General features: G+C 52.9%; 17 protein-coding genes. 10 read left to right on the top strand and 7 right to left on the bottom strand.

What is annotated here, in order from left to right; all coding sequences use genetic code 11:
- Positions 1-143: 143 nt before the first annotated feature.
- Entirely contained in the window at positions 144-896 is a 753-nt protein-coding gene (locus MUN86_RS00635; protein WP_245120617.1) for a DUF3891 family protein, read from the top strand.
- A gap of 151 nt (positions 897-1,047) precedes the next feature.
- Here MUN86_RS00635 and MUN86_RS00630 read toward each other — a convergent pair whose 3' ends face one another.
- Positions 1,048-1,896 (bottom strand): hypothetical protein, encoded by an 849-nt coding sequence (locus tag MUN86_RS00630; protein WP_245120615.1) that lies wholly within the window; start codon positions 1,894-1,896, stop codon positions 1,048-1,050.
- Positions 1,897-2,042: 146 nt separating this feature from the next.
- Between MUN86_RS00630 and MUN86_RS00625 the strand changes: the two genes are divergently transcribed.
- The 3 genes from MUN86_RS00625 (at position 2,043) to MUN86_RS00615 (ending at position 5,486) form a co-directional block, all read left to right on the top strand.
- Entirely contained in the window at positions 2,043-3,011 is a 969-nt protein-coding gene (locus MUN86_RS00625) for a YihY/virulence factor BrkB family protein (RefSeq protein ID WP_245120614.1), read from the top strand.
- A 182-nt stretch (positions 3,012-3,193) separates the two neighbouring features.
- A complete protein-coding gene (locus tag MUN86_RS00620; protein WP_245120612.1) occupies positions 3,194-4,339 on the top strand; it encodes a hypothetical protein in 1,146 nt (381 codons plus the stop codon).
- A gap of 439 nt (positions 4,340-4,778) precedes the next feature.
- Positions 4,779-5,486: a hypothetical protein gene (locus tag MUN86_RS00615; protein WP_245120610.1), complete on the top strand. Its 708-nt coding sequence runs from the start codon at positions 4,779-4,781 to the stop codon at positions 5,484-5,486.
- 6 nt (positions 5,487-5,492) lie between these two features.
- Here the strand turns inward: MUN86_RS00615 and rlmN are convergent, their stop codons facing one another.
- Genes rlmN through MUN86_RS00600 form a run of 3 tightly spaced genes read right to left on the bottom strand, consistent with a single transcriptional unit; the run spans position 5,493 to position 7,581 of the window.
- Complete coding sequence (rlmN, locus tag MUN86_RS00610; protein ID WP_375379484.1) at positions 5,493-6,560, bottom strand: dual-specificity RNA methyltransferase RlmN; 1,068 nt, start codon at positions 6,558-6,560, stop codon at positions 5,493-5,495.
- Between the two features lie 56 nt (positions 6,561-6,616).
- Positions 6,617-7,102 carry an energy transducer TonB gene (locus MUN86_RS00605; RefSeq protein ID WP_245120606.1) on the bottom strand — a complete coding sequence of 162 codons (486 nt, stop codon included), beginning with the start codon at positions 7,100-7,102 and terminating at the stop codon, positions 6,617-6,619.
- A 53-nt stretch (positions 7,103-7,155) separates the two neighbouring features.
- On the bottom strand, positions 7,156-7,581 hold the full coding sequence (locus tag MUN86_RS00600; RefSeq protein WP_245120604.1) for a thioesterase family protein: 426 nt from the start codon (positions 7,579-7,581) through the stop codon (positions 7,156-7,158).
- A 135-nt stretch (positions 7,582-7,716) separates the two neighbouring features.
- Here MUN86_RS00600 and mnmC2 point away from each other — a divergent pair, with 135 nt between their 5' ends.
- The 6 genes from mnmC2 to MUN86_RS00570 all read left to right on the top strand — a co-directional run bounded on the left by mnmC2 (position 7,717) and on the right by MUN86_RS00570 (position 11,131).
- The gene (gene mnmC2 / locus MUN86_RS00595) at positions 7,717-8,403 is read left to right on the top strand and encodes a tRNA (5-methylaminomethyl-2-thiouridine)(34)-methyltransferase MnmC2 (protein ID WP_245120602.1); all 687 of its coding nucleotides are present in this window, start codon (positions 7,717-7,719) and stop codon (positions 8,401-8,403) included.
- Between the two features lie 47 nt (positions 8,404-8,450).
- The gene (locus tag MUN86_RS00590) at positions 8,451-8,693 is read left to right on the top strand and encodes a hypothetical protein (RefSeq protein WP_245120600.1); all 243 of its coding nucleotides are present in this window, start codon (positions 8,451-8,453) and stop codon (positions 8,691-8,693) included.
- Positions 8,694-8,802: 109 nt separating this feature from the next.
- Positions 8,803-9,273 carry a DUF2157 domain-containing protein gene (locus tag MUN86_RS00585; protein ID WP_245120598.1) on the top strand — a complete coding sequence of 157 codons (471 nt, stop codon included), beginning with the start codon at positions 8,803-8,805 and terminating at the stop codon, positions 9,271-9,273.
- Complete coding sequence (locus MUN86_RS00580; RefSeq protein WP_245120596.1) at positions 9,273-10,016, top strand: hypothetical protein; 744 nt, start codon at positions 9,273-9,275, stop codon at positions 10,014-10,016. The genes MUN86_RS00585 and MUN86_RS00580 overlap by 1 nt, the downstream gene beginning before the upstream one ends.
- 3 nt (positions 10,017-10,019) lie before the next feature.
- Positions 10,020-10,643 carry a GDYXXLXY domain-containing protein gene (locus MUN86_RS00575; RefSeq protein ID WP_245120594.1) on the top strand — a complete coding sequence of 208 codons (624 nt, stop codon included), beginning with the start codon at positions 10,020-10,022 and terminating at the stop codon, positions 10,641-10,643.
- Positions 10,643-11,131, top strand: coding sequence for a hypothetical protein (locus MUN86_RS00570; protein WP_245120592.1), 489 nt, complete (start codon positions 10,643-10,645; stop codon positions 11,129-11,131). The genes MUN86_RS00575 and MUN86_RS00570 overlap by 1 nt, the downstream gene beginning before the upstream one ends.
- 31 nt (positions 11,132-11,162) lie before the next feature.
- On the opposite strand, the gene MUN86_RS00565 is transcribed toward MUN86_RS00570, so the two are convergent.
- The 3 genes from MUN86_RS00565 to bshC form a co-directional block, all read right to left on the bottom strand.
- The gene (locus MUN86_RS00565) at positions 11,163-11,675 is read right to left on the bottom strand and encodes an ExbD/TolR family protein (RefSeq protein ID WP_245120590.1); all 513 of its coding nucleotides are present in this window, start codon (positions 11,673-11,675) and stop codon (positions 11,163-11,165) included.
- A gap of 111 nt (positions 11,676-11,786) precedes the next feature.
- A complete protein-coding gene (locus MUN86_RS00560; protein WP_245120588.1) occupies positions 11,787-12,359 on the bottom strand; it encodes a 5-formyltetrahydrofolate cyclo-ligase in 573 nt (190 codons plus the stop codon).
- Positions 12,360-12,389: 30 nt separating this feature from the next.
- Positions 12,390-13,982, bottom strand: a complete 1,593-nt coding sequence (gene bshC / locus MUN86_RS00555; RefSeq protein ID WP_245120586.1) for a bacillithiol biosynthesis cysteine-adding enzyme BshC — start codon at positions 13,980-13,982, stop codon at positions 12,390-12,392.
- Positions 13,983-14,205: the final 223 nt, after the last annotated feature.

Raw genomic sequence — 14,205 nt, 5'->3', positions numbered from 1 at the left:
GTTTGTTGCCTGTGAAAAGCCTTGCCCAAACCGGCAGGGCTTTTTTATTTCCTATTGGAATCTGCTTTCCCGACAAACCTCTGCGTTTCCCCTACGTTCCTGTGCGAGAACCTGGCTTATAATCGGCTCTGGCTCCGCAACTCATGATCGTAAACTATACCGCCGATGGCTGGCAGATTATCTACCAGCAGGCGCATGGCCAGTTAGCCGCTCAGCTAGCGTGGCATTGGCAACCCTTCGGCCCTTCCGACCGATGGGTGGGCATCCTTTCGGCCATAGCCCAACACGACGACGAACAACGCGACTGGGACGGCCACTACGGCCTGACGCCCGCTGGCGCCCCCGCCAATTTTACGATGAAGGAATTTGCCTTAGAGCAGGCCCAGGGCGTACTCCACGCGGCTCGCTTTCAGGGCCGCTGGCGTAGCTTGCTTACCAGCATGCATGTGAGCAAGCTCTACGAAAGCCTGCGGGGTCAAAACAAAACCATTGATACCTTTCTCGACGAGCAGCAAGCCGATCAGAAAAACTGGATCAAGCAGCTGCACCTCCAACGAGCCGAAGCCCAACAAGCCTACGACCTCATGCATTGGTGCGACCGGCTCAGCCTCATTCTTTGCCGTCACGAGCTACCCGAAATGAGCCGCGCCCTCGAAATTTACACGGGCATGGACGGCCAACGCTACGACGTGATGCGCCCCGTAGATGGTGGCCCGCTTACGGTACATCCTTGGCCTTTTCAGGAAAAGCAGTTCACGGTGAGCGTGGAAGCCAGCCTATTGCATCAGCTCCAATTCAAAGATGACGCCGAACTAGCTAAGGCCCTGCGCGAAGCGCCCATCGAAACACTCACCTGGGAATTCAACAAACACCGCCAAAGCCCCGACAAACCATAGGTAGTTGGTAGACCCTAGCCTCAGATGGAAAGCGTATTCCTACTACACTCTACGCTCCGCACTATAAGCAACGAGAGGAATCTAAGCTAGCTCTTGAAAACTACTAGCTTGATTCCTCTCGTTGCTTTAGTACAGAGTACAGCAGTAGTTGCTACAACTTAGTTACAGGTGTTTTGCTGTCCATGAGGCCGGCGGGCACATCGGTGCTGGCATACACGTGGTCCAGGCGGCGGCCGTCTTTACCATCGGTGCGGTCGGTGGCGAGCTTCAGCGGACCATACTGTTTGTACTCCGACCAGCGGCGGCGGAAAGCCGGTTGCGCGTCGGTGGCTTTCGGGTAGTAGGCCCACTCCTCCACCAACTTAGTTTGGGGGTTGACGAGGACTTCGTATTTATTGTCGGGCGTAACACCGACGTTCTTAAAGGTCATGTTCAGCACCTCGGCCGGCGTGGTGCCATCCATTAGTTTGCCAGGGCCTTTGTAGGTGAGCGTGACACCCGAATCCTTGAGTTTGAAAGGCATTAGCAGCCACCACGAGTTATTCACCCAAATCGGGTACATCTTGTCGAGCAGCTTCTTGCCTTCTTCGGTGTCGGAAATATCCTTACCGTCGCGGTAGGCGTGGCCCTGCTTGGTGTTCAGATTATAGTTGGCCACTAGGCTGTCTTTCTGCCAATGAAAGTCGCCGGTTTTCTTGTCCCATAACTGATAAGAACCATCGAGGAAATCCCAACCTAACAGCCGAGTTTGCTGCCAGGCCGAGTAACCACCCATCTGGCGCATCACTTGGTCGGCGAGGGCTTGCGCTCGTTCGTCAGAGCCCGCTTTGTCGAAACCTTCGGCGGCTGGATACGAAGCCGTGCTGTCGGCAGTGGGCGTCTCCGCCGTGCCCGTAGCGGCAGGTTTCTCGTTGGTGGAGGAGTTGCAAGCCATTAGGCTACCAAGCAACAAGGCCGGCCACAGCGCAGCTAGCCGACGGGTGATATGGAGGACGTTCATAGTCTAAAACAAAGAAAAAATATCCTCTGGTCCTAACTAATACGCTCAACTGATCTGCGCAAACGTCTACTGTTTGATTTGCTGCATCGAACGTCAGGGCCGTAAGACCGTACTAGTCGAAGCGACTCTTCTGAATCACTTGCTTTATGGCCACGCACTACCGCTTCTCCGACATCATCAATACGCTCAAGGCAACGGGCAGTGAGTTTATATCCAACAACTCGTTTCGCCATGCCGCAGCCCTCTCCTACTACACTATTTTCTCGCTGCCACCCCTGCTGCTTATCGTCATCACGGTGGCCAGTTCAGTGTTTGGTGCCGAAGCCATAACGGGGCAGGTGTACGGGCAGATGAAAGGCCTTGTAGGCGCCGATTCAGCTAAATTTCTGCAGGACTCCATTGCTGAGTTTACCAAGCAGCAGAAAAGCGGCATTGCGTCCATTATCGGAATCGGCACGCTTATTTTCGCAGCCACCACCTTTTTCGTTACGCTGCAAGAAAGCATCAACGACATCTGGAATCTGCGCGTGAAACCCCGGAGCGGAATCTGGCAATTCATTCGAGACCGGCTCCTTTCCTTCGGTCTTATTTTAAGTGTAGCGCTTTTACTCCTTATTTCCTTCGTTATTAGTGCCGTCCTCAGTTCCTTCACCGACTATCTGCAACGGCTCTTACCAGAAGTCACCATTATTCTGATTCACTTCGTTGACTTCGCGCTTTCGCTCTTTATCACGTCGCTGCTGTTCGCACTGATCTACCGCTTTTTGCCCGACGCCATCATTCGCTGGCGCGATGTAGGCGTTGGGGCATTCATTACGGCCCTGCTATTTTTGGTAGGCAAGTATTTGATTGCCTTCTACATTGCTCAGTCCAATCCTGGTTCGGCCTTCGGTGCGGCTGGCTCGGCTATCGTGCTGCTGCTGTGGGTGAACTACTCGTCGCTCATTATTTTCTTCGGTGCAGAGTTTACGCAGGAGTTCGCCGATGCCTTCGGTCAGAAAGTGCAACCCAAAGCACACGCCGTGCGCATTGAAACCCGCGAAGTACCCGAAGGCGAATCAAACGAGGAAATCTCAACGGGCCGCCCCCGGGCTGTGGGCCGTTGGAGAAACTGAAAAGTCAGATTTTCAGCATAATAAAGCCCTGCAATCAGCTTACAAAGCCGGTTTTGAACCCAGGATTCAGCATTCTATTGTGCTGTTTAATTGTCTAGTTTTCAAATAGTTTTTTTGCAAGCAAAGGCTTGAGTGTATACTGGAAATGGTAGGTTTACCTACCCATTTATCAAGGATACACTATGTTTTATAAAACGAAATTGGTTCTGGCATTTATAGGATGCTTGACCGGTGTTGTGGCACACGCTCAACAAGACAATTCCAACGTAATAATTGTACACCCTGCCGTTGGTGAAACCATCGACAAGCAAGAGAAAATAGCATACGGTCTATTTCCTTATTACTCGGCTGATATGTTTCGGGAGGCTCGCTTCCTTCGTTTTAAAATGTTCGACAGTACCCAATCTATTACCTTACAAACTACCCTAAGCAATGGTGATGAGCGAATGCGCCCTTTCACGGCCCGTGAGTTCGAGGAGGTGCGCAATACAATTGAGCGTCGCAACCAGGAGTTAAAAACTACTTTAAGTCAGCAACCAGGCAGTGCGCGTGCTGATTCACTGGGTCAGACTTACTCTGTTGAGTTGGTATCGGGCAGTTCTTTCGTTGGGGTGTTAGTCGCGAAACGGGAAACCGAGTTAGATTTTACAACTGCGGATCTAGGTCGTATTACCGTACAGAAACTGAACATTCGCCGGATAGTGCTCCTTTCAACTGCACAAGCTCAGCGTGGCTGGGAGCCAGTTGGTAATGGCACGCGCGTGTTCTTCGCGCCCACCGCCCGAAACTTGCGCAAAGGAGAAGGTTACGTGCAAAATATCGACTTGTTTCTATTTGGCGCCAATTATGGCATCACCGACAATGTTTCGCTCGGTGTATTACTGCCTGTCATTCCAGGACTTGGGGCCGGAGTTGTAGCTGTTACCCCTAAGGTGAGTGTACCTATAAACGAAAAGTTTAACTTAGGAGGTGGGGTTCTCTATGCGCGAGTCTTTGGCTTTAGAGAAAGTGGTGGCGCCGGAATTGGATACGGAGTAGCAACCTATGGTAGTGCTGACAACAATGCTACGCTGGGACTAGGATATGCTTTTGTCGAGGGCGAGCGTGAAAGTACACCTATCGTGGTGGTAGGCGGCGCAACACGTATATCACGCCGTTTTTCGTTGTTAAACGAAACATACATTGCCGGCGATGGCTTTCTCGGATTGATTGGTGGGCGTTTGGCGGCTACCCGCCTGAGCGGCAGTCTTGGCTTCGTGTATGGAACTAGCGTAGGCGGCTTCTACCCAGCCTATGTTGAAATTGCATACCGCTTTGGCAAGAAGTAAGTGCTACTAGCAGGATAACAATACACTAACAAATAGCAAAGCCCTTTCAGCAAATGATGAAAGAGCTTTTTGCTGCGTCAGAAGCGCATGGAATGTCTCTACCTTAGTAGATACTCAGAATATAGGTACAGCAACTTGTGGGCTTTTAGCGCCCGCTCTACGAACTGTCGCTTTAGCTTAGGCACAGGCTGCAATCATACGCTTCCCTAGCCTTATGGATTAGATTATGTTTTCGTATCCTTATCAACTTATCACACCCTGACTTTAGCTCTGGCAAGAGCATTATGGGACTTTCCTCCCAATCATTTTCGAATCTGCTAAGCTACGCTTGCTATTGTGTATATACACCGCTTCTGTCTCGATAGGCACTACTTGTATTTATCTAACACAGTAGAACTTTTATGTTATTTATACTTCGCTTATATAGTATCTTGCGTAGATGAAAAAACTATATACAATAGCCTTATTCTCTCTGCTATTTCTATTGGGAGGACACGCACACGGCATATCTATTACAGCTGATACACTTAGGGGCCAAAGGCAGCTTGTGCAACATGTTTCTCAAACAGTCTGCTCGAAACTTGCTGACGAAGACAAAAAAAGTCCTCTAAGCAAACTTTCACCTGCCGACGCTCAATCTTTGTTTGCGGAAGTTCTTCAAAGTAGCATACGAGAGCATATTGACGAGATGTCAGCTCTTATGACCATTAACAAAATCAACAATCCGCGCAAGTTTGGGGAAGTAGTTGGGCGCGAAGTAGTATTGTTGATGGTCAAGGACTGCCCAATAAGCCAGCCATTGATCATGAGCATCGGCATGGCACAGGTAAAGAACTTGCCTACCATTACGGCTGAAGAAAAGCCAGTTTTGATGATCGTGTCAACCGAAATCTGTCAGCGTCTGGATACAGAAAACGCCAAAAACCCTATTATAAATCGCTCAATTGCCGAGCGCAAAGAAGTAATGCAAACGGTTATGCAAGGTGCTGTACTCAAGCATATAGAAGCCCTATCGAACTACTATGGGTTTAAAGCTATTGGCAACAAAGTTCATATGGAAGGTGTAGGCCGTAAAATAGCCATGCTTATGGCTGATCAATGCCCAAACTACTTAACTCAGATGGGTTTTGATGCAATAGCTAAATAAGCAGGGTTAAGCTGTTTCAGACTTTTCCTTCACAGCTAATTGCCCACAGGCAGCATCAATATCTTTACCACGGCTGCGGCGCAGGTTGGTTTGTACGCCCCGGTCGGCTAGGTACTTCAAGAATGCCATCAGCTTCGCCTCACCGGTGTTGCGATAGTCGGCGTTTTCAATGGGGTTGTACTCGATGAGGTTCACCTTACAAGGCAACCACTTCGAAATTTGGAGCAATTCCTCGGCATCCTGCAACGTGTCGTTGAAGTTCTCGAATACGATGTATTCGTAAGTTACCTTACGGCCCGTTTTCTGGTGGTAGTATTGTAAAGCTTCTTTCAACGCGCCCAGGGAGTTGGCTTCGTTGATGGGCATGATTTCGTTGCGTTTGGCGTCGTTAGGCGCGTGCAGGCTCAGGGCCAGATTGGCTTTCACGTCGTCGTCGGCTAACTTCTTGATCATTTTGGCAATGCCGGCAGTACTTACCGTAATGCGCCGGGGAGCCATGTTCAAGCCGTCGGGAGCGGTGATACGCTCAATGCTTTTCACCACGTTGGCGTAGTTGAGTAGGGGTTCGCCCATACCCATGTACACGATGTTGGTGAGCGGCGTGCCATACTCGGCTTCGCACTGCTCCTTAATGCGTACCACTTGGTCATAGATTTCAGCGGCGTCGAGGTTACGCTTGCGGTCCATGTAGCCGGTGGCGCAGAACTTGCACGTGAGCGAGCAACCCACCTGCGAGCTGATGCAGGCCGTCATGCGCGTGTCGTGCGGAATGAGCACGCCTTCCACGATGTTGCCATCGTAGAGCTTGAAGGCCGACTTGATGGTACCGTCGTTGGAGAGTTGCTTGTTCTGCACCGTCACGCCGTTGATGACGAAGTGCTGGGCCAGCAACTGGCGAGTAGCCAAGGAAATGTTGTTCATCTCCTCGAATGAGGAGGCCGTGTTTTTCCACAGCCACTCGCTCACCTGCTTGGCGCGGAACGGCTTTTCGCCGTGCTCAACCATAAAGGTTTTGAGCTCGTCGGGGCTGATTTTGCGAATGTCGCGTTTGGAAACTACAGGCAGGTCAATCATCATAGCTGCAAAGATACAACGCGTGAGGCAGTTGGGTTCCGGAAAACTAACTTCTCTTAAGGCGTTCCTTCACCTAGCTTTACAGTGAGAGTTACGGCCACTCGGCGGCGGTTTTGCATGCCCGGTGTGAAGCGGGACAGTTTGCTAGCCGCCGTCACTAACGCCGTTTCGCACGCTGCGGACAGCTTGGGTAAATTTTGTTGAGCAGACCAATTTTTAACGCTTTTAACGTCGTAGATGGTGCCGCTGGGTCCAACGGTCAAGCTTACAAAAACTGGGGAAGGAGCAGAACAACCTGCAGAGGCACTAGCACTTCGGAATTCGCGCAGAAACTCAGTCGTGAAGACTTTTATTCCGCCACCCGGATATTCCGGCATACGCTCCACAAAGTTGTAGACCTTAGAGGAATCGAGAGCTACGGGCAGTTTTGCCGGGGTACCCGCTTTGGGAGTTGGCCTTTGAGCAACTGCCTGCCCTACGACCGAGAGAAGTAAACTAGCTAGTAAGAATAGCAGGCTAAGTGGCCGAGTGGATGAGGGCATATGCATGAGAAAGCGGTGGTAGTGAAAGATATTAGATTGCTGACCACAGAAGCTTAACTACCTAATCGCGCCGTTATTTCCTCTGATAAACGCAACAGCTTCCGCGTATTGTAGTCGAAGCGAAGCATGCCGGTTTTGGCGCGGGCTATTTCGCGGCCCTCTTGGTTGTTGACGCTGTACACCACATCAAAGCCGTAGGGGTGCAAGTCACTGGCGGCCAGCTGAATGTGCAGCACGTCGCCGTAGAATGCTTCGCCCTTGTACTCAATAGCCACATCGGCCATAATGTAGCCTTGACCAGTCGCACGGTCTACTTCCGACTGACCTACGTGGTGAAGAAACTGCACGCGCGCTTCGTGCAGTATCCCGAGCAGAGAGTCGTTGCCGAGATGGGCGCCGTAGTTGAGGTCGGTGATGCGGACGGGAATGGCCACCGAGAGCAGGAAGGTTTCGGGTAGATTTACTTTGACGCGAGCCATGAGGAAAGCATAGATGAAAATGAAGCACTGAGCTGCTATTGGCATACGGACCAGCCCAAAAACAAGCCGCTCTACATCTTGTAACGTATATCTTTCTAGCGCCTCTTTTACACTTTATCCATCAGTTCCTCTTTCATGACTACTCCTCATGTAGAAGTCCGCGTCACGGCCGACGGCTCTAGCACGCTGTACGTACCCGAGCTAGACGAGCACTACCACAGCACCCACGGGGCTGTGCAGGAAGCGCAGCACGTATACTTAGGGGCAGGCCTTGAACCTATACTAGCAAGTGCTACCAGCGCGGTGCGGCTACTGGAAATTGGGTTTGGTACGGGGCTGAACGCCTTGCTAACGTTGCAGCGCAGCTTGGCTAGTCTCCAACCTATTCGCTACGATACCATTGAGAAATACCCGCTGCCGCCTGCTGTCATCGAGCAGCTTGGCGTGGAGCGGTACGTGCTCAATCCGGAGTTGCTCGACTATCATCAGCAATTGCACAGCGCCGCTTGGGATACCTTCGCGGTACTTACGCCCCGGTTTGCACTCTACAAGATTGCCGGCGCCCTCCAAGATATTCCCCTGCCCAACGATACCTACCACGTTGTGTACTTCGACGCTTTTGCCCCCGAAAAGCAGCCGGATATGTGGAGCGACGAAGTATTTGCGCAACTCTACACGGCCACAGCGCCAGGTGGTGTGCTGGTGAGCTACTGCGCCAAAGGCAGCTTCCGCCGCAGCCTGAAAGCTGCGGGCTGGCAGGTAGAGAAAATTCCGGGCCCTCCCGGCAAGCGCGAAATGACGCGGGCTAGAAAGCCGCTATGAGCGGCGTGGTAAGTCGCACTTTTTATCGCAACCTATTCTCTTTTCCAATGGCTGACTATCAACCGATTATTGCTTGTCCGAAGTGTAACTGGCAGCCCACCGGCCACGAGAAGGTTTGGCAATGCACCTGCCAGTATCAGTGGCATACCTTTGATACGGCGGGCCAATGCCCCAACTGCCGCAAGCAGTGGCTCGACACTTGGTGTCCAGCCTGCGGTTGTGTTTCCAAGCACACCGAATGGTACCGCGACGTGGAGGTGCAGTGGTTTCAGCAACTCAGCCCAAACTAACTGAGAAAGCAACGTTTAGAGTATTACTTGCGCTGCGTACCACGCTATAGCACGTGTGCGTTGTCGGAGAGGCTTATCAATTATACCTTCTGCGTATGTTGCAGTATCTATGAGTCGAAAATTATTAGAAACGGACGGGTTAGATTGGGTGCGCAAAGGCATCATTAGTCCAGAACAGCATGCTCAACTGCTGGCGCTTTACCCGGCCGAACAACGTGCTATCGGATTATTGCCCTTGTTGGGCAGTTTACTTATTGGGCTGAGTGCATTGAGTGTGGTGGCGGCCAACTGGCAGGAAATGCCGGAACTCATGCGGCTTGGGCTACTACTAGGAACCCTGACGGGCGCCTACGCCGCCGCCGAATACTTTCTGCGCCGTCAGTACGAGGCGTTGGGCATGGGCTTGGTAGGCTTGGGGCTGATTCTATTTGGGGCGAGCATTGTGCTTACCAGCCAGATGTATCAGATTATAGGTTACGATCTTACCGGGTTACTAGCCTGGGCCGTAGTGGGCATCTTGCTGACGTGGCTATACCGCAGCCAGTTCGTGTTTCTGCTCACCGTTGTTATTGGGGCATAGTGCAGGGCTACAACACGGGGCAGTTGGGTGTATTTAGTTATTTCACGGCGGCTCTCACGGCGGGCGGCTTGGGCTACTACTGGTGGCGCCGCCCCGATTCGCTATTGGGAGGCGTATTGGCCACGGGCTTGCTCTGGCAAACAGCTTTGCTGGTAAACCACTTGCACGTCAAAATCACGTGGTTCTTTGTACCAGCTATGTTGATTTATGCGGCAGGTGATTGGCAAACCGACCGGCCCGCCGGCCGCGCTCTGCAAGGTCCACCGCTAGTAGCCGCGTTCTTGTTTACGCTTGGGCTGGCTTTGTTCGGCGAGGCAGACACGTACGCCGGGGAATTGCGGCCACCGCTGCTGGCCTATCTGGCGGCGCTGGGGGCGGTGCTGGCCCTGTCGCTCTGGGGCAAGCGTGCCCGAGGCCGCCTGAGCAGTGCCACCGACTGGCTTCTGCTGTTGCCGGGCTTTTACCTGCCGGGCGGGTTGCCGCTGGCCGTAGCGACGCTGGTGGTGCTGTACGCCTATTCGGGGTCGGTGCTGGCCCGCGCCCACAACGAGCACAACCCGGACCGCGTGACGCTGGGCACTGCCTTGTTTATTCTGACAACGGCCGTTGCCTACTTCAAGCTCACGTGGGGCTTTATGGATAAGTCGCTGTTTTTCTTGCTGGGCGGGCTATTGCTGCTCGGCTTATGGTGGTTTTTGCGTCGCCGTGCCACCCAAACATTTTCGGTGAAAGCTCCCGACTAACTCATGCCGACTTCTCCCGAATCCGTCCCTTCGAATACCGCTACGCCGGTTGCTGCCGTCCTGCCTACCCTCGCCCCGCTGCCGCAAATGCAGGAGTCGCGCCGGCGGCAGGGTGTGCGGTGGTTGGTAGTAGCGCAAGTGCTGTTTGTGCTGGCGGTGGCGGCGGCGGGCTATGCTACGGCTTCCTTTGGCCGTACTATCACGCTGCGTAGTACCCCCGTCGACCCGCGCGACTTACTCTACGGCGACTACCTCAACCTAAACTACAGCATCAGCCAGATTCCCGGTCACTTGTGGCGCGGCCCTGATATGCCACGCCGTAAACAGGCCGTGTACGTGGTGCTAGAATCTCGGCAAGGCAATTACGAAGCCGTCGGGGTGTATCCGCAGGAGCCCACTGTGCCTGCCAACCAAGTAGTGCTCCGGGGTTGGGTGGCTGATGCCTTTCGGCGCAGTATACGCCTGCGTTACGGCTTCGAGCGGTACTATGTACCCGAGGACACTGGCCGCAAGCTGAAACCCAAGCAAACGTTGCGGGTGCAAGTCAGCATTGCACCGTGGGGGCAAGCACGCATCAAGCAGGTGGATGTACAGCCAGTTTCTCCGCCTTCAACAGTCGCACCGTAATGCCCTTGAAGATGGTACGGCCGGTGCTGCTTTGGTTGTTGGTGTCGTTGGTGCTAGCAGTTTTGCTGGCAGGAATCTCGTTAGGATTCGGCTTGCTGCTGCAGCCGCAGCTGGATATTCAATTGCACAACACATATTTCGTGGTGCAGCCCCTGCTCCTGATAGGCGTATTGTTTCTGCTTCTGCTCTTGGTATTTGGCTTTCTTATGCTGCTGCGAAGTCAGTATCCCCTTCAGACCTACCTGTTGCTTGCAGCAGTTAGCGCGCTACTGATCGGTATAGTTACCCTCTTGATTTCCTCGCTGACTACGAGCGGCATGGTTGGCTGGACAGTTTACCCACCTTTAAATGCCACTGACTCACAACTTACCTCTTCTATAAATCCTTACCAGTTGCTCCTAAACGGCGCGTATGCCGTGCAACTCTTGGCGGTAACGACTCTTGGCTATAGCTGCTACCGAGTTGGCAAACTAGCCGCTTCCCACTGATACAGTAGTGAAGCGGCTAGTTTGCCAATACTTATAACGAATTGTCTTCCAGCAGCTTTTTGTCGTCAGCAGACAAGTCTACCAACGCATATTTCTGCTGATCGGTGATGGTCATCTCATCAAGTGCATCCACTAGCTCCCGGTATTTGGCATCTTCACTGGCCTTGATAAGCACGGTAGGCGCTGGCAACTGCCGTTGCCGCTCAAGCAGTACCCGCCGCAACCCGTCCGAGCCGAAAGTAGTGGTGTGCAGCGTAGCCGGATTGGCGGCGGTGTTCAGGCCAAAGAAGTAATGTACTTGACCATTTTTGCCTAGAATCAGGGTAAGCGCCACTTTTTCAGAAACAGGAGTGCGAGGCCCCTTGCCATCAGGCATAGCTAGTTCCATCACCGTAGGCTTACTGAATGAAGCCGTTAGGATGAAGAAGGTGAGCAACAGGAAGGCCAGGTCGACCATGGGCGTCATGTCGATACGGGTCGACATTTTTTTGCGGCGGGGCTTGGTGCCGCGGCCAGCGGGAGCGGAGGATTGAATTTCAGCCATAACAAGAACAGTATATAGTGAATGAACACCCAAGCAACGGCACGCTGCAGCTGCTTATTGTTGGCTATTCAGGCGCTGTTTACTGTATTTCGTGTAGCAACCTTACTGCTTCTAAAACCACCTCACCTCTTCGGGTGTCACGCACGCGTTGAGTTGCACATCACCCAACCAAGCATCCGTGATTTTGGGAACGGGTGGCTCTAGACTTAGCCCAATACGAAGCACCTCAGGACGACATTCCAGCAAGAACCGGTCATAAAATCCTTTGCCGTACCCTACCCGGTGGCCCTCCTCGTCGAAGGCCAGGAGCGGCACTAGTACAGCATCAAACTGTTGCGGAAAAACCTCAGCGGCCCCAACTGGCTCAGGAATGCCCCATCGGTTCCCAACCAAGGTGGTAGCAGGAGTGAGATGATAATGGCGCAAGCTTTGGCCATCAGGCTGTACCACGGGCACGGCGAGCTGTACAGGTAGCTTCCGCTCCCAAATTCGGTGAATTATGCGCCAAGTATCGGGCTCGTGTTGCTGCGGAATCGGGAGAAATACGTGCAGCCACTTCCACGCTCCTACCGCGAAATTTTCAAGTAAGCGCTTCTGCAATTCGGCGCTTCGTCGTGCCAATTCGTTGGCCGGCAACGCGCGGCGGCGCGCCAAGGCAGCGCGCCGCAAATCTGCTTTAAGCATACTAGGCAACATACGCTTTGGCTTGCGCTTCTATTCTTCCTCCAACACAGTGAACTCCAATGCCAACGGGTCGAATGCCTCCAGCAACTGGTCGATAAACTGTGGGTTGTTGATTAGGATGCTGAGCACGTTATCGATTCGCTCCTGGAGCTGGCCATCGGGCATGAGCTTGTCTTTGAGGGCAGCGAGCTGGCTGTACGCTGTTTCGTGCTTGGCTTCTGCCGCTTTGCTAAGGCGTTTTTCCAAACCAGCTAAGCTGCTAGCAGCTTTCTGCTGCTCGGCCGCTACGGTGCGCACCAAGGTAGGGTCGAGGCGCTGGGCCAAGTCTGAAACTTCCTTGAACACGGCTGCCAGCGCCTGCTGCTGCGCGGCCAGACTGATTTCTTCTTGCCCCAACGATGCACCTACTTGCTTCTTCAAGTCGGGCAACGGCCGGAAGATATCCGTGGCCGACAGGCCGAGCTTGCGCAGCTTACCCGCACTGGCTTTCCCAATGTACTGAGCCGAATTACGAAGCAGCAAAATTGGAAACGGCACTTGATTGTCGGCAAACACTTGCTTCAGCTGAAACCAATACGCAACCTCCGCTCCGCCCCCGATATAACACAGGTTGGGTAGGAGCAGCTCTTGGTACAGTGGCCGGAGCACCACGTTCGGGCTAAACTGCTCGGGATGTTGCCGAGCCAGTTCCAGCAACTCTTCCTGAGTATGACATCGGTTGGTGTTGCGCACGGTTATTTGCACGCAGTCGGCGGCCGCATCGTATTCCAGCCGCTCCCGCTTGCCAGTATCCGTCAGGAAAAACAAGTTTAGCGGGCGCGAATACACCTGCGGTTTGAAACCAGCAGCTTCCAGCTGCGCATTGGCAGCTTGCACCGCTTTATTGGAGGCTTGCTCTAGAATTTCGCGTTCCAGTACGGGTACCAAGGCCTGCTTTAGCTCGGGTCTATCGGCATCAAGACTAACCAAGCCGTACTGCCCAAACAAACTGTGCGTGAGCTGGCGCATCGCATCGGCAAGCGTGCCCGACTCCTGATACGCCTCGTGGAAAGCAGCGGGCACATCAGCGGGCAACTGGTCTAGTAATTCTTCGCGCAGGCCATCGAGCTTCAGCCGTCCTACTGGCCCACCTTGTTCGGCGGAGTTCCATTCGTACTTCTTCCCGAACAAGTGCAGATGGTTGATTTCAGCGAAGTCGTGGTCTTCGGTGGCCATCCAGTACATCGGCACGAAATCGTACTGCGGATATTGCTCTTTCAGCTGACGACTAAGCTTAACAGCCGTTACTATTTTGTACACGAAGTACAACGGGCCCGTTAGCAGATTGAGTTGGTGACCCGTGGTGATAGTGAAAGTGGTGTCCTTTTCCAGCAAATCAAGGTTTGACTGCACCTGCTCGTGCACGTGGGGCAGAATCGCGTATTGCTCTCGAAGGGCTGTTACCAGCCGCTGCCGGGCTTCGGGCGTGTATTGTGCTTTTTTCTCCTCTACTTGCGCCGCAAATTCATCGAGGGCTGGGAAGCGGTGGTAGAAAGGACTCAAGGCTTCGTGCCGGGCCAGATAAGCGGTAAGCAAGGAAGAAAACGCGCCGGTATCGGCGTAGTGCAGGGTCGTGACAGACATACAATGGGGAATAATTCGGCTATAACCGGCCAGCCGCCACAAAGTAACTGGCAATTTGTGGGATCAGCTTCAACTAAGGGTATCTCACGCCACAGAATCACTACCTGTATATAGTAAATATATCATATATCAATGATTCAGGATAAATTGACTGTGCTCATAACTTACTCAAAAACTGCAACCATAGCCATCATTTTAACGTAGAATTAATTGAATTTTAGTA

The sequence above is a fragment of the Hymenobacter volaticus genome, from assembly GCF_022921055.1.
Classification (GTDB): Bacteria; Bacteroidota; Bacteroidia; order Cytophagales; family Hymenobacteraceae; genus Hymenobacter; species Hymenobacter volaticus.
The sequence above is the reverse complement of the archived record's forward strand: the minus strand, read 5'-3'. Positions and strand labels throughout refer to the sequence as shown.